This is a genomic window from Streptomyces lunalinharesii (genome assembly GCF_039532155.1).
Classification (GTDB): domain Bacteria; phylum Actinomycetota; class Actinomycetes; order Streptomycetales; family Streptomycetaceae; genus Streptomyces; species Streptomyces lunalinharesii.
The window spans coordinates 1-21,880 of sequence record NZ_BAAARK010000064.1 but is presented as its reverse complement, the minus strand read 5'-3'; the positions used below and the strand labels follow the sequence as shown (position 1 = coordinate 21,880).

The following is a 21,880-nucleotide window of genomic DNA, read 5'->3' as shown; positions in this document are numbered from 1 at the left end:
TTCCTGAGATCCGGAAGCATTCCCTTTCTCTTGTGCTCGCGGACTGAGTGGGCCGCTCCTGCGGTGGCTTGTCATGTCATGGGCGGGCAATCCAATCACACCCTTCGCCGAGCGGCAGCCGATTGTTGCGGTCGTCACCGGGAATTCTGAACGACTTCACAAAAGGTTTCCGGACCGGATTTTCGGCATCGCGTAAGCATGCCGTCCCGCGTCCTTTCGGAGCCGGTGCGAGCGGGTCGGAAACGTACCTACAGGTAATTTCCGCTGCCGTTTTCCGGAATTTTCCCTGGCTGGTCGACGGCGGTGTTCAGAGTGCTCAAAAACGAGGAGAGAAACATGCAGAACCCCTACGAGGCCGAGCAGATCCAGGACATCGTGCGGGACGGCCTGGCCCAGGTCCTGGGCACCGGCGCGGACGAGGTCACCCCGGACGCCACCCTCGTCGCCGACCTCGGCGCGGAATCCCTGGACCTGGTCGAATTCCGCTTCGAAATGGAGACCAAGCTCGGCGTGGCGCTGCCGAAGTCGAACGTCCTGGACCAGCTCGCCACCGTCCTCGGCGGCTCCGAGCAGCTCTACGACGAGCGCGGCGGCATCACCGAACTGGCCGCCGAGGTGCTGCGCCGCAGCGCGTTCGGCTACTCCGCGGAGCAGGTCCACGCCGGCCAGCGGCCCTACGAGGTCGCCGCGGCCGCCACCAGCGCGCACTGGGCCTCCTTCACCCACGCCCTCTTCGACCACCTGCCCGAGACCTGCACCGAGTGCGGCGCCGACAAGGCCGAACTGGCCGCGTCCGGCAAGGCGATCTGCGCCGGCTGCGGTGCCGCACTGGAGGCGTCCACCGGCGACGAGGTGATGGCCGAGGGCGTCCGTGCGGCGCTCGTCGCCATCGGGCACGCCCAGCCCGTCGGCTGACCGCCCAGGGGCCGGTGCGGCAGGCGTCGCTCGTACGAGTCGTGCGAAAGGAAAGCAAGTGACACCCCACATACCCAACGGGGCCGAACACGAGGTCGTGGTGACCGGGATCGGCCTGGTCGCCGGGCAACTGACGGACCCGGAGGCGCTGTTCGACCACCTCGCGGAAGGACGCACGCTCATCACCGAGCACCCCCTCCACAAGGAGTGGGGCGTCCCCTGTGCCGTCTCGGCGCACGTCGACCCCGAGGTACGGCAGCAGCTCGCGGACGCGGTGCCCGAGGAGGCCGGGCCGCTGGGGTCGGCCGGCGTCCTCGCCTGGCACGCCGCCGCCCAGGCCTGGCAGCGCAGCGGACTGCCGCGGCGGCTGGACTCCGAGCGCGGCGGCGTCTTCCTCGCCTGCAACCGCATGGTCATGGAGCCGGCCGAACTGACCGCGCTCGCCGACCACGTGGACCACGAGGCCGGCGCACTGGACCTGGACGGCTACCTGGAACGGCTCGACACGGCAGCGCCCGACGCCGCCGGCGGGCTCGACCCGCAGCGCTACCAGAAGATCCAGCCGGACTCCGCCACCGCCGCGCTCGCCGACTACTTCGGTGCCGCCGGCGTCCTGGAGACCCACGCCGACGCCTGCGCCGCGGGCGGCATGGCGATCGGCAGCGCCTACCGCTACCTCCGCAGCGGCACCCTCGACGTGGCGCTCGCCGGCGGCGCCGAGAGCCTCACCACGCTCACCTCCGTCACCGCCTTCTACGGGGTGGGCGCGCTCGCCCCGGCCGACGGGCGGGACCCGGCGCAGATCAGCCGCCCCTTCGACAAGGACCGCTCCGGCTTCGTCATCGGGGACGGCGCGGCCTTCCTCGTCCTGGAGACCCGGGCGCACGCCGAGGCGCGCGGCGCCCGCATCCTGGCCACGGTCGCCGGGTACGCCGGGGTGACCGAGGCGGTCAAGATGACGTCCAGCTCGCGGGACGGCTCGGACTACGCGCAGTGCATGCGGGCCGCGCTCACCGACGCCGGGCTCGCCCCGGAGGACATCGACCACGTCAACGCGCACGGCACCTCGACCGAGGCCAACGACACCTGCGAGGCGGCGGCCCTGCACACCGTCTTCGGGGCGCGCGCGGCCCAGCTGCCGATCACCGGCAACAAGTCCGCCATGGGCCACTCGCTGGCGAACAGCGGGGCGGCCGAGGCGGTGCTGTCGGTGCTCAGCCTCCAGCGGCAGACCCTGCTGCCGACGCTCAACTTCACCGAACCCGACGAGGTCACCAGCGGCCTGGACGTGGTCACCGAGCGGCGTCCGGCGCGGGTCACCGCGGTGCTGTCCAACTCCTTCGGCTTCGGCGGGCAGAACTGCTCGCTGATCCTGGCCGGGGCCGGGGGTCCGCGGTCATGACGACGCGCGACGTGCGACTGACCGCGCCCGGCCTCTACACCGCGGCCGGCACCGACCCGGGCGACCTGTGGGAGACCCTCCTCGCCGGCAAGGACACCCGCCGGCCGACCGAGGCGCTGGCCGGCCCGTGGCCCGAGTTCGACACCGCCTTCCTGGTGGACGACCTCGACGCGGCCACCCTCGGGGTGCACCGCAGGGTGCTGCGCACCTCGGAGAAGCAGGCCCGGATGGCGCTCTACGGGGCGCGGCTGGCCCTGGCCGGTGCGGCGGAGCGCGGCCCGGTGGGCGGCCCCGGCTGGGGGCTCTACCTGGGACTGCCCACGGTGGACGAGGAGTTGCTGCGGTTCGGCGCCCTGGACCGGCTGCACGCGGTGGCCGGCTCGCCCGGCGACGTCGCCGCGCTCTACGGCCGGGAGGTCCCGCCGTTCAGCGGGCTGTCGCACCTGAACAGCACCGCGGCGGCACACGTCTCGGCGGTCTTCGGGCTGACCGGGGCGATGGCCGCGTACGCGCCGTTCTCCGACGCCGGCCTGACGGCGCTGATCGACGGTGCGCTGTCGGTCGCCGAGGGCGAGAACGCGGCGGCGCTGGTCGGGGCGGTGAGCCCCAAGGTGCATCCGCTGCTCTTCGCGCAGTACGAGGAGCTGGGGTGGAACGGGGCGGTGCCCGGGGAGGGCGCGGCCTTCCTGCTCGCCGAGCCGGCCGGCGCCGCCACCGGTTCCGCGGTCGCCTCCGGGGCTTCCGGTGCTTCCGGGGCGCGGCTGGCCGGCTACGGCCGGGCCTTCGGCGCCGGTGCCGAGGACCGGAGCGAGGCGATCGCGGAGGCCGTCCACGCGGCCCTGGAGACGGCCGGCACGGACGCCGACGGGATCGGCTGGGTGCTGCCCGACGCCGCCTGGACGGTGGACGGCGCACGGGCCCAGAGCGCCGCGCTGGACCGGGTCTTCGCGGGCGCCGCGCAGCGGCCGGCGCACTTCACCTGCGAGCGGGCCACCGGCGTGCTGGGGCCCGCCCACCCGTTGGCGCACGCGCTGTTGGCGCTGCACGGCCTGGCGTCCGGGCGGCGGTTGGTCGCCGACGGCGACGCGGTGCGCGAGGAGGCGCTGCCCGCCCCGCGCGCCCTGGTGCTGGCCTGCGGCGCACGCGGCCAGGTGTGCGCCGTCGTACTGGAAGGAGCCGAGAAATGAGCCGCCGGGTCGTGGTGACCGGACTGGGCGCCGTCTGCGGACTGGGGCTCGACTGGCAGACCATGTGGGAGGGCCTGACCGCGGGCCGATCGGCGATCCGTGCCTGGCAGTTGCCCGGCGTGGCGGACTTCCCGGTGCGCTACGCCGCGCCGGTCGACGACGCCGCGTTCGCCGCGCGGCACGGCGCCGAGGCGGACCCGGACCGGCCGCTGGAGCGGCGCACCCGGTTCGGGCTGGCGGCCGCCGCGCAGGCGCTGGCCGACGCCGGCATCGACGGGCCGGGTGCGGTCGGCCGGATCGGCACCGCGGTCGGCTCGGGCGTGCCGGAGCGGGACCCCTACGAGCTGCTGCACGCGATCGGCGAGGACGGTCGACCCAGCTGGCAGACGCTCTTCGGGCGGCGCGACCAACTGGACCGTTCCAGCGGCCTGTTCTGCACCAACGACGCGCTGGCCGCCGGGATCGCGGCCCGGCACCGGCTGCGCGGCCCGGCGCTGAACTTCTCCACCGCCTGCGCCGGGGCCACCCACGCCATCGGCCACGGCTTGCGGATGATCCGCCGCGGGGAGGTGGACGCGATGGTGGTGGGCGGTGCCGACTCGGTGCTCAACCTGCCGACCATGACCGGGCTGCACCTGCTCGGCGCGCCGTCCACGTCCGAGCTGTTCGGGGACCGGCTGTGCCGGGCCTTCGACCGGGACCGCAGCGGGCTGGTGGCCGCCGAGGGCGCGGCCATGGTGGTGCTGGAGAGCGAGGAGAGCGCCCGGCGGCGCGGCGCGACCGTCTACGCCGAACTGGCGGGTTTTGGCAGCTCGTTGGACGCCCACCAGGTCACCGCCCCGCACCCGGAGGGGCGCGGCGCCGCACTGGCGATGAGCCGGGCGCTGGCGGACGGCCAGGTGGCGCCGGACGCAGTGGACTCCATCAACGCGCACGGCACCTCCACCCCCCTCAACGACCCGATCGAGACCCGGGCGATCAAGGACGTGTTCGCGGCCGGCGAGCACTACCGGAAGCTGGCGGTCACCGCCAACAAGACGATGCTCGGGCACCTGATCGCCGCCGCCGGCGCGCCCGAGCTGATCGCCACCGTGCTGTCCGTACGGGACGGCATCGTGCCGCCGACGCTGAATCTGGAGAACCCGGATCCGGCCTGCGACCTGGACTACGTGCCCGAGAAGGCGCGCTACCAGGAGGTGTCGGTGGCTGTGAGCAATTCCTTCGGCTTCGGCGGACTCAACGCCAGTCTGGTGGTGCGTGGTTATGAGCACTGACATCGTTTCGAGCACCGACACCGCGGTGCGCGACGACCTCCTTCCCGGCGTCGACGGCGCCGGTTTCGGCCCGGCCCCCGACCCGGGCTTCGACCCCGACGCGATCGTCGTCACCGGCATCGGCGCCGTGCTGCCCACCGGGCGCGGGCCCGAGGCCCTGTGGACGGCCTGGCGCGAGGCGCGCCCCGCGCTCACGCCCTACCAGGACCCCTACGTCCGGACGACGAAGATCACCCACTTCGGGCACGTGCCCGCCGAACTCCAGCAGGCCAGCCGCGACAGCGTCCCCCACAAGCTGCGCAAGTTCGGCACCGGGTTCACCTTCAACGCGGTGCTGGCCGCCGAGGACGCCATGCGGCAGGCCGGCGAGAGCTGGCAGGCCATCCCCGAGGAGCGGCGCGGCCTCTACGTCGCGCAGGACGACTCCACCGAACTGAGCGTGGCCGCCTTCCACAAGGCCCTCGACCGGGCCCGCACCGACACCTCGCCGCAGGTCGGCGCGGACCTCACGCGGGTGGTGGCGGAGGCGTTCGGCAACGCCGCGACCTTCAACCCGTTCACCGTCATCCGGGCGCTCAACAACAACACCCTGGCGCTGGTCAGCATCGCCGAGCGGTTCCGCGGCGACTGCGCGGCGTTCGTGCAGGACGCCGGGGCCTCGCTGGGCGCCCTCCAGCGGGCCGCGTTCAGCCTCCGCCAGGGCGCCTGCGACACCGCGCTGGTCGTCGGCGCCGGCAGCTACAACGAGCCGCTGAAGCTGGCCGCGCAGTACCGCGCCGGCCACCTCACCGCCGGCGGTCGCGGCACCGCCTCGCTGCGCAGCTTCGACGCCGAACGGGACGGCACGGTGCTCGCCGAGGGCGCGGTGGCGCTGGTCCTGGAGCGGGCCGGGGACGCCGCGGCGCGCGGCGCCCGGCCGCTGGTGGAGGTGCTGGGCGCGGCGCTGCGGCCCGCCGTGGACAGCGGCGTCGGCCCGGCCGCGCTGGCCGAGAGCGCCCGCGGCCTGATGGCCGCGCACGGGGTGACGCCGGACACCCTCGGCGCCGTCCTGGCCGACGGCAAGGGCACCGTCCAGCACGACGCCGCCGAGGCCGAGCTGCTGCGCGCGCTGCTGAAGGACAGCGGCGTGCCGGTCAGCTCCGTGCGGCCGGTCACCGGCACCCTGGGGGCCGCCGGCCCGCTGGCCGAACTGGCCCTGGCCCCCAGCCTGTTCGCTTCTGGGGAGCTGCCGCCGATCGCGCACCTTTCGACCCCGCCGGACGACGGCACCGACTTCGTCACCGGGTCGGCCCGCAAGCGGCGCATCGACTCCGTCCTCAGCCTGCACAGCAGTTTCAACGGGTTCGCGGGAGCACTGCTCGCCAAGCGGCCGCACCTCGCCTAGGAGACCACCAGCCATGTCAGCTGCGTCAGTTACGTCCCCCTTCACCGCATTCGTACAGCCCCAGATGGGCCGGGTGCTCACCGCCCTGGGACTGGACGTCGAGTACGAGCGGGCCGAGGGCAACACCCTCTACCACCGCGACGAGCAGGGCGAGTTGGTGCCGGTCCTGGACCTGATGGGCGGCTACGGTTCGCTGATCTTCGGCCACAACCATCCGGAGATCGTCGCGCACGCCAAGGAGCTGCTGGACCAGAACCGGGCCGTGCACGCCCAGTTCTCGCTGCGCGGCGAGGCCGGCCGGCTCGGCGCCGCGCTCAGCGACGTCGTCCGCCGGGAGACCGGCATCAAGGAGCCGTACCTGGCCACCTTCGGCAACAGCGGCGCCGAGGCCGTCGAGGCGGCCGTCAAGCACGCCGAGCTGGTCCGGGTGACCAAGGCGGCGGCGCTGGCCGAGGAGGCCGCCGCGCACCTTCAGGCGGCCCGGGAAGCGGTCCGCCGCGGCGCGGCCACCGTCGACCCCGGCGCCCATCAACTACCCGCCCTCCAGGGGCAGGTCGACCCGGCCGCCGGCATCGACGGCCTGCTGGCCGCGATCGGCGCGCACAACGCGGCGGCACTGGCCACCAAGCCGCTCTTCCTGGCCCTGGAGCGGTCCTTCCACGGCAAGCTCGTCGGCAGCGTCCAGCTCACCTACAACGCCGGCTTCCGCACCCCCTTCCAGAACCTGGGCACGCGGGTCCGCTTCGTCCCCATGGACCAGCCGGAGCTGCTGGACCGGATCGCCGAGGACGAGCGGGTGGTGCTGCTCGACGCCGAACTGGCCGACGGCCGGGTGCGGATCGTCGAACGGGACTTCCCGGCCATCACCGCCTTCATGGTCGAGCCGGTGCAGGGCGAGGGCGGCATCCACGCGCTCACCGCCGAACAGGGCCGCGCCATCCGGCTGTTCTGCAACAAGGTCGGCACCGCCCTGATCATCGACGAGGTGCAGAGCGGCATGGGCCGCTGCGGCGCCTTCCTGGCCAGCTCGCTGATCGGCCTGCGCGGCGACTACTACACGCTGTCGAAGTCGCTCGGCGGTGGCCTGGCCAAGGTCTCCGCGATGCTGGTCCGCCGCTCGCTGTACCAGGGCGAGTTCGACCTGATCCACAGCTCGACGTTCGCCATGGACGACTTCTCCTCGTCCATCGCCCGCAAGGTCGTCGAGATGCTTCAGGACGCGGACGGCGAGGCGTACCGGCAGGTCACCGAGCGCGGCGAGCGGCTGGTCGAGATGCTGGCCGACCTCAAGTCGGCCTACCCGGACGTCATCGAGGACATCCGCGGCAAGGGCCTGTTCCTCGGCGTCCAACTGCGCGACCAGGGCGAGGCCCGCTCCATGGTGCTGCGCGGCAGCGCCTACACCGGGGCGCTGGGCTACCTCCTCTCCGGCTACCTGCTGCGCCAGGAGCGGATCCGGATCGCGCCGACCGGCAGCGCCGGCAACGTGCTGCGCATCCAGCCGTCCGTGTTCCTCACCGACGAGGAGATCGAGCGGCTGCGCGGCGCCCTCGACCGGCTCTGCCGCATCCTGCGCTACGAGGACACCCTGCACCTGGTCCACCCGGCCAGCGACCGGACGATCCCCAAGCCGCGGGCCGAGATCCGCGACTTCCGCGGCGCCGTCGAGGGCTACGACCAGGGCGAACCGCGCCCGGTCACCGGCCCGGTCCGCAAGGTGGCGTTCGTCAACCACCTGATCACCCCGGCCCACCTGCGGCAGGTGGACCCGGCGCTGGCCGACTTCAGCGACGCCGCGCTGCGCGCCTTCGTACTGGGCATGGACCCGGTGAAGAAGGCGGCGCCCTACCCGGGCGTACGGATCGACTCGCCGCTGGGCAGCGCCGTGGAGTTCGCCCTCTACCCGCTGATGGTCGGCTCCGAGCAGATGGGCGGCTACCTGGCGTCCGGGGACGTCGCCGGCATCCGGGCGGACGTCGAGGAGCGGGTGCAGGCGGCCCGCGAGGACGGCTGCGAGGTCGCCGGGCTCGGCATGTACACCTCGATCGTCACCCACAACTGCACCTCGCTCAACGTCCCCGGCATCGCGCTGACCTCCGGCAACGCGCTGACCGTCGCGATGGGCGTACGGGCCATGGAACGCGGCGCGCGCGACCGCGGCTTCGCGGTCGCCGACGCCACGCTGGCGGTGGTCGGCGCGGCCGGCAACATCGCCTCCGTCTACAGCCAGCTGTTCGCCGAGAAGCTCAGCAAGATCGTGCTGGTCGGCAGCCGCCGGGACGGTTCGGCCCGCCGGCTGCGCAGCGCCGTGCACGGCATCTACCAGGAGTGCTGGGCGCGGATCGCGGCCGGCGGCGAACTGACCGGCATCCCGGCCCGGCTGGCCGAGGAACCGCTGATCGTCAAGTGGCTGGCCGACGACCCGACCGCGGACGCCACCGACCGCGGCAAGGCCATCGCCGCCCACCTGGAGGAGCGTTACGGCCAGGACCCGTTCCTGACCGTCACCCAGGACGGCGACGCGCTCCGCGAGGCGCAGCTGGTGCTGTGCGCCTCCAACAGCCCCGAACCGTTCCTGACCGGCGAGCACTTCGCGCCGGACGCGGTGGTCTGCGACATCGCGGTCCCCAACAACGCGGTGCCGGACCTGACCGTGCAGCGCCCGGACCTGGCGTACATGCTCGGCGGCATCGTCGCCACGCCGCACGGCGAGAGCCTGCACCCCTCGGCGCGGGCCTTCCTGGAGGCCGGCCAGCTCTTCGCCTGCATGGCCGAGACCGCGCTGATGGGCCTGGCCGGCATCGACCGGCACTACTCCTACGGGAACATCAGCCGCCAGCAGGTCCTCGACATCGCCGCCCTGGCCGACGCGCACGGGCTGCGGCTCGCCGACTACAAGAGCGCGCACTCGGTGTGAGCCCGCCCCGGCCACCGCTGGGGCCGCCCCCGGGCGCCGCACCCGACCCGCCGCGGACGTCCGCCGCGCGCGGCGCCCGGCCCGAGGGGCCCACGCCCCGACCTCCCTCCCTCGAAAGGACCCGTCAGCTCATGGAATTCGCAGGCCAGGTGGCCCTGGTGACCGGCGGCAGCCGGGGCATCGGCCGCGCCATCGCCGTCAAGCTGGCCGAAGCGGGCTGCGACATCGCCCTCAACTACCGCTCCGCCACCGCGGAGGCGGAGCAGGTCGCCGAACAGATCACGAAGCTGGGCCGCAAGGTCGAGCTGTTCCAGGGCGACCTGTCCGACCCCGAGGTGCCGCACACGGTGGTCACCGGCGTCCGCGCCTCCTTCGGACGGATCGACGTCCTGGTGAACAACGCCGGCATCACCCGCGACGAACTGCTGGTCAACCAGAGCCTCGCGGACATCGAGGACGTGCTGCGCACCAACCTCGTCGCGCCGATGCTCACCGTCCAGGCGGTGGCCCCCGCGATGCTGCGCCAGCGCTACGGGCGGATCGTCAACATCTCCTCGTCCGCCGCCTCCAAGCCGGGCCGCGGCCAGGCCAACTACGCGGCGGCCAAGGGCGGACTGGAGTCCTTCACCAAGGCGATGGCGGTCGAACTGGCCTCCCGGCACATCCTCGTCAACGCGGTCGCCCCCGGCGTGATCAACACCGACATGACCGACACCATCCGCGCCCACGGCGAGGACGAGATCATGAGCCGGCTGCTGCTGAAGAAGTACGCCGAACCCGAGACGATCGCCGACGCCGTGACGTACCTCGCCAGCCCGCGCAACACCTACACCACGGGCGAGGTACTGCACGTCGACGGCGGACTGAAGATGGCGTGAGGGGCCCGACATGAACGCACTCGACACCCCCGTGACGGGCCCCGCGGCGGGCGAACTGGCCGGCCGGACCGCCGTCGTCACCGGCGCCGCCCAAGGCATCGGCCGCGAAGTGGCGCTGCTGCTGGCCGAGTCCGGCGCCGCCCGACTGCTCCTGCTCGACCGCGACGCCGACCAACTGGCCACCGTCGCCAAGGAAGTGCAGGAGCTGGGCGCGCAGGTCACCCCGCTCGCCGTGGACCTGCGGGAGCGGGCGGCGGTGCGCGGCGCACTGCGCACCGCGCTGCGCGCCGCCGGACCGCTGCACGTCCTGGTGAACAACGCCGGCGTCGCCGACGAGAACGGCCCGGACGACGAGGAGACCTGGCTGCGGGTGCTGGACGTCAACCTGCACGGCACCTTCGCGGTCACCGCCACTTGCCTGGAGCACCTCGTCGACGGGGGCCGGATCGTCAACGTCTCGTCGATCCTCGGCAAGGCCGGCAAGATGCGGAACACCGCCTACTGCGCCTCCAAGCACGGCCTGATCGGCTACACCAAGGGCCTCGCCCTGGACCTGGCGGCCCGCGGCATCACCGTCAACGCCGTGCTGCCGGGCTGGATCGACACCCCGATGCTGCGCCGCGAACTCGCCGCCTCCGCGGCGGAGATCGGCGCCGACCCGGCGCGGATGCTGCGCCAGGCGCGCAAGTCCATCCCGCTGCGGCGGCTGGTCGAGGCGCGGGAGGCCGCCGAGTTGATCGGCTTCCTGGCGTCGGACCGGGCGGCCGCCATCACGGCCCAGTCCCTCACGGTCGACGGGGGCTACACCCGTGGCATGTGACGCCCCCACGGCCACCCTCCCGCGCCCCCGGTCGGCGCCCGCCGCCGACCCGTGGCTGCGGCGGCTGCGCCCGGCGCCGGCGCAGTCGACGGCCGGCACCGCCCGGGTGGTCTGCTTCCCGCACGCGGGCGGCGGCGCCGGCACCTACCGGCCGCTCGCCACCGCCGTCGCCGCCCGCACCGTCGGCGGCCGCCCCCACGAGGTGCTGGCGGTCCAGTACCCGGGCCGCAACGACCGGATCCGGGAGGCCCGCGTCGAGGACCTGGCGACGCTGGCGGCCGGCGCGCACCGGGCCCTGACGGCGCTGACCGACCGGCCGCTCGTCCTGTTGGGGCACAGCATGGGCGCCCTGGTGGCGTACGAGGTGGCCCGGCTCCTGGAGCGCGACGGCCTCGCCCCGGCACACCTGATCGTCTCCGGCGCCTGGGCGCCGTCCCGGGTCCCCGGCGGCACCGTGCACCTGCGGGACGACGACGGGCTGATCGACGAGATCCGGCGGACCCGGGGCACCGACCAGCGGCTGCTGGACAACCGGGACGTGCTGGCCATGGCGCTGCCGGTGGTCCGCAGCGACTACAAGGCCATGGAGACCTACCGGCACCGGCCCGGGCCGCCGCTGGCCACCCCGGTCACCGCCCTGACCGGCGACCGGGACCCGCTGGTCACCGTCGCGGACGCGGCGGCCTGGCAGACGCGCACCAGCGCCGGCTTCCGGCTGCGGGTCCTCCCCGGCGACCACTTCTACCTGACCGGGCACTGGGCCCAGCTGGCGGACCACCTGGTCTCGGCGCCGCCGCGCCCGGTGGCGGTGGCGGTCGGGTAGCGCCCCGGCGGGCCGCGTCAGGCCGGGGCGAAGTCCTGCGGCCAGCGGGCCCGGGCCTGCTCCCGGGAGCGCATGGTGGCCAACGTCAACAGGCCGCGCTCCCGGCCCGTTTGCAGCAGGACCGGCAGCGCGGGCAGCGGGGCGAGCGCCGCGACGTCGTCCAGGACGAGGGTGAGTGGTGGGTCGAGCCGACCGGCGGATGACCGTTCGGCCATGCGGCGGCCGTGCTCGACCACGTGCGAGAGGAGTGCGGTGAGCAGCGGCATCGCACCCGGATCGGTGCGCGGGTCCTCGATGGACTCGCCCACCAGGTACAGCGTTCCCCCCTCGGCGACGAAAGATTCGAGAACGAGGGCATCCGATCGCAGCGGATTGCTGGCGTCGCGGAGATGGACCGAGGAGAGCGCGGACAGCGCCCGGCCCACCAACTCCTTGGCCATTTCCCGCCGTTCGGCGTGCGCGGTGAGCACCGACTCCAGCTCGCCGGCCTGACCGGCGGACGCCTTGGCGTCGGTGCGCAGGATGCGGACCGGTTCCTGGGCACCGCCCGCGGCGTGCGCCCAGCGGTGCAGCTGGCGGAACGGACGGCCGTCCAGCGCGGCGGCGTGCAGCCAACAGCGCAGCAGGGTCTGCGCGGCGTCCGCGACGGCCGAGTCCAGGGCGCTGGCCGGCCGGACCGGGGCCAGCAGCGCGACCGCCCGGGCGGCGGCGGTGCCGATCTCCTCGCAGCCCGCGGTGGGCGACCAGCGCAGCCGGGCCGGGGTGTCGAGGCGGTGCATGGGGTCGTAGGTCAGTACCGGGCCCAGCTTGGCGCGGGCGTCCTTGGTCTCGGCCCAGAGCGCGGGATCGGTGGTGGCGAGGACCAGCGGGCCCGGGGCGGCGGTGGCGGCGGCCAGTGCCGCGGCCCGGGTGACGGCCCGCTCGCTGGCGAACTCGACGCGCGGGAGCGTCGGTTCCGACGCGCCGGCCGGGGCGGCCATGACCACAGGGACGGCGGCGGGGGCGGTGCTGCGCGGCTCGGGGAGCGGGCCGCCGGCCGGCGGTTGTGCGACCGGCACCTGGGGGACGGCCGGTGCCGCCGCGGGCACCGGGGCCGCTACGGGCGCGGCGGTCTCCGCCCCCGCGGGCCCGACCGGCCCGGGGCGGCCCGCCCCGTCGACCGGCGCCCGCCGCTGGGCCCGCCGCGCCGCCCGGACCGCCCGGTACCGCGTGAGGGTGCCCAGCGCGAAGACCGCCAGCACCACCAGCACCATCAGCTCGCCGACGAACAGCCCCCAGAACAGCCCGTAGCCCGACAGCTCGCCCTTCGGGGTGCCCGGCCAGGCCGCCGCGACGTCGTGCGGCGCGGTGATCAGGTGCCGCAGCGCGAGCGGCGTCCCGGTGTACGTCACCCCCGACGGCCAGCCGCCGTGCGTGAGCAGCCCGGCCAGGCCGGTCGCCGTCCACACCACCAGGGTCAGCCCGAGCAGGAACCCGATCAGCCCGACCAGCAGTGCGTCGGGCACGCCCCGCCCGCGGGGCCGGCCGCCCGGGGCGTAGCGCCCCTCGGCACCCCGACCCTCGTACCGGCCCTCGTACCGGTCGTCGCCGCGCCCGTCGCCGCGGCCGCCCTCGTCGTATCCGTGCCTCACGCCACCGTCTCGCTCGACTCGTTGCGCAACTGCCGTTCCAGTGCGATGGCCTCGGCGCGTGCCTCGGCCTCGGCGTCCGCCGCCAGCGCCAGCGACCGGGCCTCGTCCGTCGGCAGCGGGGACGACTCGGTCATCGCCCGGTCGGTGTAGACCAGCGGCCGCTCGGCCTCCGTGATCAGGTGCTTGACGACCTGCACGTTGCCGTTGACGTCCCAGACGGCGATGCCCGGCGTCAGGGTCGGGATGATCTCCACCGCCCAGCGCGGCAGCCCGAGCACCCGACCGGTGGCCCGGGCCTCGTCGGCCTTCTGGGCGTAGATGGTCCGGGTGGACGCCATCTTGAGGATCGCCGCGGCCTCCCGCGCCGCCGCGCCGTCGACCACGTCGCTCAGGTGGTGCACGACGGCCACGAACGACAGGCCGAGGCGGCGGCCGAACTTCAGCAGCCGCTGGAAGAGCTGCGCCACGAACGGCGAGTTGATGATGTGCCAGGCCTCCTCGACCAGGAAGATCCGCTTCTTCCGGTCGGGCCGGATCCAGGTGTGCTCCAGCCACACCCCCACGATCGCCATCAGGATCGGCATCGCGATGGAGTTCCGGTCGATGTGCGAGAGGTCGAAGACGATCAGCGGCGCGTCCAGGTCGATGCCGGCCGTGGTCGGCCCGTCGAACATCCCGCGCAGGTCACCGTCGACCAGCCGGTCCAGCACCAGCGCCACGTCCAGGCCCCAGGCGCGGACGTCGTCTATGTCGACGTTCATCGCCTCCGCGGAGGCCGGCTCGGGGTGCCGCAACTGCTCGACGATGTCGGACAGCACCGGCTGCCGGCCGGGGCGCGTCCCGTCCGCGGCCTCCTCGGACTGGGTGAGCACCGCCGCGTGCGCGACCTTCAGGGCGAAGCCGGAACGCTCGTCCAGGCCGTGCCCCATGGCGACCTCGATGATGGTCCGCAGCAGGGCCAGCTGGCCGGTGGTGGTGATCGAGGGGTCGAGCGGGTTGAGGCGGATGCCGCCGTTGAGGGCCGCCGTCGGATCCAGCCGGATGGGCGTTATCCCCAGCTCCTGGGCGATGAGGTTCCACTCGCCGACGCCGTCCTCGCCCTGCGCGTCCAGCACCACCACCTGCCGGTCGCGGAACCGCAGCTGCCGCAGCACGTAGGTCTTCTCCAGCGCGGACTTGCCGTTGCCGGACTCGCCGAGCACCAGCCAGTGCGGCGCCGGCAGCTGCTGCCCGTACAGCTGGAACGGGTCGTAGATGTAGCCCTTGCCGGAGTACACCTCCCGCCCGATGATCACGCCCGAGTCGCCGAGCCCGGGCGCCGCCGTCGGCAGGTACACCGCCTGCGCCTGGCCGGTGGAGGTGCGTACCGGCAGCCGCGTCGACTCCACCTTCCCGAACAGGAAGCTGGTGAAGGCTTCGGTGAGGGCACCGAGCGGATCGAACATGGCCATGGCGTACGCGCCTCCCAGGGCTTAAGCGGCGTTGGCGGCGTTAGCGGCGGATACCGGTCGCGAACGGCAGGGTGTTCACGAAGGCCCGGTGGTGCTCACGGTCGCACCACTCCAGCTTGAGGTAGGACTTCCCCGCCGAGGCGCGGATGGTCCGCTTGTCGCGGGCCAACGCCTCGGGGGAGCGCGACGAGACGGTGAGGTAGCCCACGAGGTTGACCCCGGCCGCACCGGACGCCAGGTCCTCGCCGCGCTGGTCCACCCGGCCGTGGTGCGCCACGTCCCGCGGGTCCACCACCCGGTTCATCTTCGCCGCCCGGCTCGCCTCGGCGTCGTCGTTGGTCTTCTCCGTCAGCATCCGCTCGATGGCCACCTCGGTGGGCTCCAGGTCCATGCAGACCGCGACGGTCCGGATCACGTCCGGGGTGTGGACGAGCAGCGGCGCGAGGAAGTTGACGCCCACCGGGGTCAGCGGCCACTCCTTGACCCACGCGGTGGCGTGGCACCAGGGCGCCCGGGTCGACGACTCCCGGGTCTTGGCCTGGAGGTGGGTCGGCTCGGTCGCGTCCAACTCGGCCGGCCAGGCGTTGCGCTTGCTCATCGCCTGGATGTGGTCGATCGGGTGGTCCGGGTCGTACATGGAGTGCACCAACGACGCCAGGCGGGCCTGCCCGAGGGGCTGGCGCACCCGGATGTCCGCCTCCGTCAACCGCGCGCAGATGTCCGTCAGCTCACGGGCCATCACCACCGCCAGCCCGGCGTCCCGGTCCAGCTTCCGGCGCAGCAGGCCGCTGCGCTGGGCGTCCGCGGCCCGGGCCATGGTGACCGCCTCGGTGGCCAGCTCCCGGGTGTAGTGCATGCAGGCGACCAGGTAGGCCCGGTGCTGCTCGGACGAGGTCGAGACCATCGACTGCAACTGGTCGTAGGACTCCTGCAACCACTGCGGGGAGCCGGTGTCGCCCCGTTGCGCGACGTCCTTGGCGTGCGCGTCCGGGTCGGCGGGCAGGGTGCGCGCCAACATCTGGAGCCGCGTCACGAACCCGTCCCCGTTGGCGACGTGCTTGAGCAGCGTGCCGAACCGGTCGACCAGCGCCTCCTGGTCCTCGCTGTCCCGCAGGCCGACGCCCGGCCCCTCGATCTCGATCGCCGCGGTCACCGTCCGCCGGTCGGCGTGCAGCAGCACCGCGATCTCGTCCGGCCCGAACGGCGCCGACAGCCAACTGATCCGCCCGATGCCGGGCGGCGGCCCGATCTCCACTTCTCTCCCGTCCAGTCGTACGCCGGCCTCCATGGCCCCGGAGCGGTACACCGCTGCACCCTTGCGTACGGTTCGGCGGAAACTCCGCCGGATCTCGAACCACTTGTAGTACGTGCGCCCCTTGTAGGGCACGTAGACCAGGGCCAGCCCCAGCATCGGGAAGCCCGTCAGGCTGGCGATCCGCAGCGGCAGCGACGGCACCAGCAGCCCGCACATCATCCCGAGGAACGCGCCGGCGATGATCAGCGTGATCTCGCCGGTCTCCCGGTTCTTGCCGACGACGGCGTTGGGCCGGGCGCGGCCGATCAGGTACGTGCGCCGCGGCGCGATCGGCTGGGACGGCGTGCTCAACGCCCCTCACCTCCAGGTGTCTTGCCGGTGCGGGAACCGCCGGTGCCGGGCGTCGTGCGGGGCGCCGGCGCCGTCGAGGCGGAACGGGAGCCGTGCGCGGCGACGCCGCCGGACACCGCGTCGGCCGGCCGGGACTGCCCGCCCTGGGCGCCGCCCCCGTCGCCGCCCGACCGGCGGGCGCTGTGCGTCTTGATGCCCTGCGAGACCAGCGCAGCGGGCGAGGAGATCATGGCCGCCGCCTGGCTGCCGTCGGTGGCCCGGCCCTTGCTGGACCGCGCCGACACCATCTCGTCGCCGAAGCCCGGCACGAACCGGTAGATCACCGCACTCGCGAAGATCGCCAGGATGATGATGGCGAGCCCGGACACCACGGCCGAGAAGGCGTTCGGCCCCTTGTCCCCGGAGAGCGCCCCGGCGATCCCCAACACGATCACGATCACCGGTTTCACCATGATCACCGCGATCATGATCCCGGCCCACCGGCGGACGTGCCCCCACATGTTCTTGTCGACCAGCCCGGCGTACACCACGGTCCCCAGCAGCGCCCCGACGTACAGCAGCGCGGCCCGGATCACCAGCTCCAGCCACAGCACACCGGCGGCCAGCACCGACACCAGCGACACCACGATCAGCATGATCGGGCCGCCGCCGATGTCCGTCCCCTTGGTCAGCGCCTGCGAGAACGCCCCGAAGAACGTGTCGGTCTGCGCCCCCGTCCCCTTCGCGATGATCTCGGTGACCCCGTCGGTCGCCGACACCACCGTGTACAGGATCAGCGGCGTGAACGCGGACGCCAGCACCGTCAGCCAGAGGAACCCGACCGCCTCGCTGATCGCCTCGGTCAGCCGCACCCCCCGCACGGCCCGCTTGGCCACGGCGAGCAGCCACAGCACCAGCGTCAGCACGGTCGACGCCGCGAACACCACCGCGTACTGCCGCAGGAACGCCGCATTGGTGAAGTCCACCTGCGAGGTGGCCTTCACCGCCCCCGACAATTTGTCGACAATCCACGCGGCAGCCTTGGCACACCCCTGCGCAAGCGAACCGAGGGGGTCGAGGGGGTTGTTGTCCAGGGGGTTGCCCGGGAGGGAGCCGCCCCCGCCCTGGTTCTGCTGCTGGCAGTCCTGCAGGGCAGGGCCGCTGAAGCCGGCGCAGGGGTTCGGTGGCGCGGCCACGGCACGTGTCGCGAGCATGAGGACGAGGGCTTGCGTGGCTGCGAGCGCGGCGACGACCGAGGGCACACGGCGGTGCTTGGGCTTACCGGGCATAGGTGAAACCTCCGTAGCCTTGCACTGCCTTGGTCATGTCGTCGGCCGAGGCGACCGCTTGGTCGCGCCCGATCGGAGCGGGACCGTTCTTCTGCGTGAAGTCGACGACCTTCCAGTTCCCGTTGGCCCACTGCAGGTCGTAGGTGGTGGTGTACCAACTCTCCGTCACCGGCTTCTGGGAGTTCGCGCCCGCGAGGCCGAAGAGCGCCGAGTACCAGACCGAGACCTTGGCCGTGTCGCCCTTGAATCCTTCGGTCTTCGTGCCGACCGGGTTGGCGCGCGCGACGAACGTCATGCCCTCCGGCGCCGTGCCGTCCGGCTTGAGGCCGAACTGCTTGAGGTAGGAGGGGTTCGCGTAGGTCTTGTCGAGTTCGCCCTCGCGCGCCGCTGCTACGGAGGGCGCATAGACGGTCCGGACGATCTCCTGCCGCCGGGCGGCGTTGTACATGCCGTCGCTGCCCAGCGCCACCGCATAGTTCGCCGCCGCCGACTGCGCCCCCTGTTCCGTCTTCGGGAAGCCGGAGGGGATGCCGCCGGTCTTGCCGCCGACCGGCTTGGTGCCGGTGGGGGCGGTGGGCTGGGCCGCGGCCTGGTCCTGGGAGGAGCCGGTGGAGCCGGTGTCCGTCTCGCTGTTGCCGCTGCCGCCGCGGTTCGCGAAGGCGATGGCCGCGAGCAGGAGGACGACCACGCCGACGACCGTGATGAGGTTGCGGCTGGAGAGGCCGGCCCGGGCGCGGCGCGGTGCGGCGTACGGATCGGTCTCGCCGTCGGGGAGTCTGGTCCTGGTCTGGCCCGTGCCGGCTCCGCGCCCGTCGCCGTAGCCTCCGTCGTCGCCGATACTCATCGCGCCGGTGCCCCCTCTGCCGCCATCGCCGTTGCCGCCCTCGCCGTCCGTGCCGTTGGTGTGCCGCCTTCATATGACCGTAGCTGCGCGGGCGGCGGCTCGGGTGAAGTGGTACGAGTACATCTCACCGTGACGGTTCCTCAGTTGCTGGGCGGCAGAGGCGAATGGGGGACTCTGGGCGGTTTGTGCCCCTCGTCCGGCGAACGCCCGCCGCGGCCTGCTTGTCTCCGCAAGCACCTGTCCCCGCCACGCGGGCACCCCAATCGGCCCGCTGGTGACGGGCGTGGGCACGGCGCGGCCCGGGGCCCCGCGGTTCGGGGTGAGGGGGCGTCAGCATGGGGCCTCGGGCGGGGGGTGGGACATGTGGGGGTACGGAAGGGCACGGGACGGCGGAGGGGGGCCGGGCGGGGGCGCACGGGCGGCGGCGACGGGACGGGTACGTGCCGACGTGCGCGGCGTGCTGGCCGGCGGCGGCGGGCAGGGCTGAGGGTGGTGCCCGTCCCGCCGGGGCGCCCGGGCCGTCCGGCGGCCGGGTGCCGGGCCGTCGGGGTGCCGGTGCGCGGCGGCCGGCCGGCTAGACGGCCATGCCGTAGACGATGGTGAACAGCGTGCCCAGCGAGCCGATGATGAAGACGCCCGTGAGGCCGGCCACGATCAGGCCCTTGCCCTGCTCGGCGCTGAAGGTGTCGCGCAGCGCGGTCGCGCCGATCCGCTGCTTGGCCGCGCCCCAGATGGCGATGCCGAGGCAGAGCAGAATCGCCACCGCCATGATGACTTCGACCATCACGCGGGCTTCGTTGCCCAGCGTGCCGAACGGTCCCCAGTCGGGGGCGATTCCGCCGATGATGGTGGTGATGTCGCCCTTTTCGGCTGCAATGAACATGTGTGAACTCACCGCCCCTTTATGGGTAGTTGCCGGGCCGCCCGGTGCGGCACGGATCCAGTCTCTATCTTCGCTGACAAAGACGCCATCAGATGTCGACTTGGCGGCTTTCTTTGACGGATCTGGTGCGGGTGTCGTGCGTGCGACCCCGTCCGGCGTCCGCCGCCTCCCATTGTCTCACCGTGTGTATCACGGGCGATAACGCTGAGCAATGACTGTCGTGGCGGGTGGGCTGCGCGCGAGGATGGGGGCGCTCCGAGGGCCGGGGCGCGGAACTGAGGGGGCTTCAAAGGGTCCGGCGGAGGCGGCGCTTCGAGGGCTGTGGGGCGGCTGCGCACGGATGTGACGGGAATCGCACGCCGTTCGAAGCGCCCCGTGCGCCGGGCCGTGCACCGCGGTGCGGAGGCCACGCGCGGCGGTGGCCGGCGAAAGGGCTGTGAACCGGGCCTGAATGGGGGAGGGTTGTGGGGTGCGGAAATTCTGGATGGCCAGTGGGCTCGGGGTGGGGCTGTTGCTCTGCCTGGTCGCGCTGCTCGTGATCGGTACGTATGGGGCGGCGGCCGGGCTGGCGGGGGCCACGGGCCGGGTCGTCGGGCTGGCCAAGGGAGCGGTGCCGGCCGCGTACCAGTCACTGGTGGCGAAGTGGGGGACGCTCTGCCCGGCCATCAACCCGGCGCTGCTGGCGGCGCAGCTCTACCAGGAGAGCGGGTGGAACGCGCACGCCCAGAGCCCCGCGGACGCCCGCGGGATAGCGCAGTTCATCCCGGGAACGTGGGCCACCCACGGCATCGACGGCAACGGCGACGGCAAGAAGGACATCTGGGACCCGGAGGACGCGATCCCGTCGGCCGCCTCGTACGACTGCGAACTGGCGGGCTACGTGAAGGACGCGGCGGGCAACGCCACCGCCAACATGCTCGCCGCGTACAACGCCGGCGCCTACCGGGTCATCCAGTACAACGGCGTGCCGCCGTACCGCGAGACGCAGAACTACGTGAAGACGATCACGACCCTGGCCAAGAGCTTCGAGGCCCCGGTCGGCCCGGTGGCCTCCTCCCAGCAGGCCGCGGCCGCCATCTACTACGCCCAGGGCAAGCTCGGCACGCCGTACCTGTGGGGCGGCAACGGCACGGCCGACCAGGGTGGACGGTTCGACTGCTCGGGGCTGACCAAGGCCGCGTACCACTCGGTGGGCATCGAACTGCCGCGGGTGGCCAACGACCAGTGGAACGCCGGGCCGCACCCCAAGCGGAGCGAGTTGCTCCCCGGTGACCTGGTGTTCTTCGCCTACGACCTCAACGACCCGCGCTCCATCCACCACGTGGGCATGTACGTGGGCGGCGGATACATGATCAATGCGCCCTACACCGGCGCGGTGATCCGGTTCGACAAGATCGACACGCCGGACTACATCGGGGCCACCCGCGTGACGTCGGATGGCGCGAAAGCGCTCCCCACCGGGATCGGCGGGTGAACATGAGTCCTGAACTGCGGCGACGCATCAAGCTTCGATAACGTCCTGGTGATCATCCCGTGGAGGGTGGAACGCCGGGGGCGGGCGGCACGTTCCCCTGGCGTGGGGACACGGCAACGCTCGCGGCGGCACGCGCTCGACGGCCACGCAGATCGGCAACGGGGGTTGGTAGCACGTAGGCGGCGCTCGCACGGCGCGCGGAAGATAAGGGGCCACGGTTAGATGGCTGGACTCGCATTCGAGGGGCCGAACCCCGACGTCGACGTGCTCGACGGCATCAACGGCCTCGCGAAGGACGCCCCGCACTGGGTGAACCGCGCGATGGAGTTCGTCGGCGAGTACGGCATCGTCGCCGCCCTCGGAGTGCTGTGTCTGATCGCCTGGTGGGCCGCGCGGCGCCGGCCGGACGGGCCGACCGCGATCGCCGGACTGCTCTGGGCGCCGCTCGCCGCCGGGCTGGCACTGCTCGCCAACATCCCGATCCGGGGCTTCGTCGAGCGCCCGCGACCGTTCAAGGACCACGCCGGCCTGACGGTGCTGATCCCCGGCAAGAGCGACTTCTCGTTCGTCAGCGACCACGCCACGCTCACCATGGCCGTCGGCGTCGGCCTCTTCGTCGCGCACCGCCGCTTCGGCCTGATCGGGATCGGGCTGGCACTGCTCGAAGGATTCTGCCGGGTCTACATGGGCGTCCACTACCCGACCGACGTGATCGGCGGATTCGCCCTCGGCACGGCCGTCGCCCTCCTCCTGGCCCCCCTCGCCCAAGCCCTGCTGGTGCCGATGACGGCGGCGATCGAGCGCTCGCCACTGGCTCCGCTGGTACGGGCCGGGGGCGGCGCGGAGCGAAGCCGCGGTGCGGAGGCTGGTCCGGTGGTGCCGGCGGAGCCGGCGCTTCGGGTTCGCGCGGAGCGCGACAAGGATCTGGCGGCCTGAAGGTCGTCCCGCGTTGTCGGTTGCCCCGCCGTGGGGCTTTGTGTTTGCGCCTGCGGCGGGCGGGGTCCGCTGCGCGGGGCTTGTAGGGCGCGGTGTCGGGTTGGCGGGTGGTGGGGTGCCCGGACTGCTGCGCTTTACGTCCGGGCACCCCACCACCCGCCAACCCGACCCCTCCCGTAGATGGGTG

General features: G+C 73.1%; 17 protein-coding genes. 11 read left to right on the top strand and 6 right to left on the bottom strand.

Annotation, left to right across the window (positions count from 1 at the left end; translation table 11 throughout):
• Positions 1–336 precede the first annotated feature (336 nt).
• The 9 genes from ABD385_RS39260 to ABD385_RS39220 all read left to right on the top strand — a co-directional run bounded on the left by ABD385_RS39260 (position 337) and on the right by ABD385_RS39220 (position 11,600).
• Positions 337–915, top strand: coding sequence for an acyl carrier protein (locus ABD385_RS39260; RefSeq protein WP_344584813.1), 579 nt, complete (start codon positions 337–339; stop codon positions 913–915).
• Between the two features lie 58 nt (positions 916–973).
• Entirely contained in the window at positions 974–2,317 is a 1,344-nt protein-coding gene (locus ABD385_RS39255; RefSeq protein ID WP_344584812.1) for a beta-ketoacyl-[acyl-carrier-protein] synthase family protein, read from the top strand.
• Positions 2,314–3,504 carry a beta-ketoacyl synthase N-terminal-like domain-containing protein gene (locus ABD385_RS39250; RefSeq protein ID WP_344584810.1) on the top strand — a complete coding sequence of 397 codons (1,191 nt, stop codon included), beginning with the start codon at positions 2,314–2,316 and terminating at the stop codon, positions 3,502–3,504. The genes ABD385_RS39255 and ABD385_RS39250 overlap by 4 nt, the downstream gene beginning before the upstream one ends.
• Entirely contained in the window at positions 3,501–4,778 is a 1,278-nt protein-coding gene (locus ABD385_RS39245; RefSeq protein WP_344584809.1) for a beta-ketoacyl-[acyl-carrier-protein] synthase family protein, read from the top strand. The genes ABD385_RS39250 and ABD385_RS39245 overlap by 4 nt, the downstream gene beginning before the upstream one ends.
• Positions 4,768–6,162, top strand: coding sequence for a beta-ketoacyl synthase N-terminal-like domain-containing protein (locus tag ABD385_RS39240; protein WP_344584807.1), 1,395 nt, complete (start codon positions 4,768–4,770; stop codon positions 6,160–6,162). Before ABD385_RS39245 ends, ABD385_RS39240 begins: the two co-directional genes overlap by 11 nt.
• 13 nt (positions 6,163–6,175) lie before the next feature.
• On the top strand, positions 6,176–9,079 hold the full coding sequence (locus tag ABD385_RS39235; protein WP_344584806.1) for an aminotransferase class III-fold pyridoxal phosphate-dependent enzyme: 2,904 nt from the start codon (positions 6,176–6,178) through the stop codon (positions 9,077–9,079).
• A gap of 131 nt (positions 9,080–9,210) precedes the next feature.
• Positions 9,211–9,957, top strand: coding sequence for a 3-oxoacyl-ACP reductase family protein (locus ABD385_RS39230; protein WP_344584805.1), 747 nt, complete (start codon positions 9,211–9,213; stop codon positions 9,955–9,957).
• Between the two features lie 10 nt (positions 9,958–9,967).
• Positions 9,968–10,777, top strand: coding sequence for an SDR family NAD(P)-dependent oxidoreductase (locus ABD385_RS39225; protein WP_344584804.1), 810 nt, complete (start codon positions 9,968–9,970; stop codon positions 10,775–10,777).
• Positions 10,767–11,600, top strand: a complete 834-nt coding sequence (locus ABD385_RS39220; protein WP_344584802.1) for a thioesterase II family protein — start codon at positions 10,767–10,769, stop codon at positions 11,598–11,600. Before ABD385_RS39225 ends, ABD385_RS39220 begins: the two co-directional genes overlap by 11 nt.
• Positions 11,601–11,617: 17 nt before the next feature.
• Here ABD385_RS39220 and ABD385_RS39215 read toward each other — a convergent pair whose 3' ends face one another.
• From ABD385_RS39215 to ABD385_RS39190, 6 genes are all read right to left on the bottom strand, one after another.
• A complete protein-coding gene (locus ABD385_RS39215) occupies positions 11,618–13,105 on the bottom strand; it encodes a TraM recognition domain-containing protein (RefSeq protein ID WP_344584826.1) in 1,488 nt (495 codons plus the stop codon).
• A gap of 122 nt (positions 13,106–13,227) precedes the next feature.
• Positions 13,228–14,676 carry an ATP-binding protein gene (locus tag ABD385_RS39210; protein WP_344584824.1) on the bottom strand — a complete coding sequence of 483 codons (1,449 nt, stop codon included), beginning with the start codon at positions 14,674–14,676 and terminating at the stop codon, positions 13,228–13,230.
• A gap of 46 nt (positions 14,677–14,722) precedes the next feature.
• Entirely contained in the window at positions 14,723–16,288 is a 1,566-nt protein-coding gene (locus tag ABD385_RS39205; RefSeq protein ID WP_344584800.1) for an SCO6880 family protein, read from the bottom strand.
• Entirely contained in the window at positions 16,285–17,556 is a 1,272-nt protein-coding gene (locus tag ABD385_RS39200) for a hypothetical protein (RefSeq protein ID WP_344584798.1), read from the bottom strand. The genes ABD385_RS39205 and ABD385_RS39200 overlap by 4 nt, the downstream gene beginning before the upstream one ends.
• A complete protein-coding gene (locus tag ABD385_RS39195; protein ID WP_344584796.1) occupies positions 17,546–18,400 on the bottom strand; it encodes a hypothetical protein in 855 nt (284 codons plus the stop codon). Before ABD385_RS39195 ends, ABD385_RS39200 begins: the two co-directional genes overlap by 11 nt.
• A gap of 574 nt (positions 18,401–18,974) precedes the next feature.
• Positions 18,975–19,283 (bottom strand): hypothetical protein, encoded by a 309-nt coding sequence (locus ABD385_RS39190; protein ID WP_016575456.1) that lies wholly within the window; start codon positions 19,281–19,283, stop codon positions 18,975–18,977.
• 469 nt (positions 19,284–19,752) lie between these two features.
• Here ABD385_RS39190 and ABD385_RS39185 point away from each other — a divergent pair, with 469 nt between their 5' ends.
• Both ABD385_RS39185 and ABD385_RS39180 read left to right on the top strand, forming a co-directional pair.
• Positions 19,753–20,757, top strand: coding sequence for a C40 family peptidase (locus ABD385_RS39185; protein WP_344584794.1), 1,005 nt, complete (start codon positions 19,753–19,755; stop codon positions 20,755–20,757).
• A gap of 222 nt (positions 20,758–20,979) precedes the next feature.
• Complete coding sequence (locus ABD385_RS39180; protein ID WP_344584792.1) at positions 20,980–21,693, top strand: phosphatase PAP2 family protein; 714 nt, start codon at positions 20,980–20,982, stop codon at positions 21,691–21,693.
• Positions 21,694–21,880 lie beyond the last annotated feature (187 nt).

Coding starts and splice junctions, on each gene's coding strand:
- ABD385_RS39260 (WP_344584813.1), top strand. CDS start 337: ATGCAGAACCCCTACGAGGCCGAGCAGATCCAGGACATCGTGCGGGAC.
- ABD385_RS39250 (WP_344584810.1), top strand. CDS start 2,314: ATGACGACGCGCGACGTGCGACTGACCGCGCCCGGCCTCTACACCGCG.
- ABD385_RS39245 (WP_344584809.1), top strand. CDS start 3,501: ATGAGCCGCCGGGTCGTGGTGACCGGACTGGGCGCCGTCTGCGGACTG.
- ABD385_RS39240 (WP_344584807.1), top strand. CDS start 4,768: ATGAGCACTGACATCGTTTCGAGCACCGACACCGCGGTGCGCGACGAC.
- ABD385_RS39235 (WP_344584806.1), top strand. CDS start 6,176: ATGTCAGCTGCGTCAGTTACGTCCCCCTTCACCGCATTCGTACAGCCC.
- ABD385_RS39230 (WP_344584805.1), top strand. CDS start 9,211: ATGGAATTCGCAGGCCAGGTGGCCCTGGTGACCGGCGGCAGCCGGGGC.
- ABD385_RS39225 (WP_344584804.1), top strand. CDS start 9,968: ATGAACGCACTCGACACCCCCGTGACGGGCCCCGCGGCGGGCGAACTG.
- ABD385_RS39210 (WP_344584824.1), bottom strand. CDS start 14,676: ATGTTCGATCCGCTCGGTGCCCTCACCGAAGCCTTCACCAGCTTCCTG.
- ABD385_RS39200 (WP_344584798.1), bottom strand. CDS start 17,556: ATGCCCGGTAAGCCCAAGCACCGCCGTGTGCCCTCGGTCGTCGCCGCG.
- ABD385_RS39195 (WP_344584796.1), bottom strand. CDS start 18,400: ATGAGTATCGGCGACGACGGAGGCTACGGCGACGGGCGCGGAGCCGGC.
- ABD385_RS39190 (WP_016575456.1), bottom strand. CDS start 19,283: ATGTTCATTGCAGCCGAAAAGGGCGACATCACCACCATCATCGGCGGA.
- ABD385_RS39180 (WP_344584792.1), top strand. CDS start 20,980: ATGGCTGGACTCGCATTCGAGGGGCCGAACCCCGACGTCGACGTGCTC.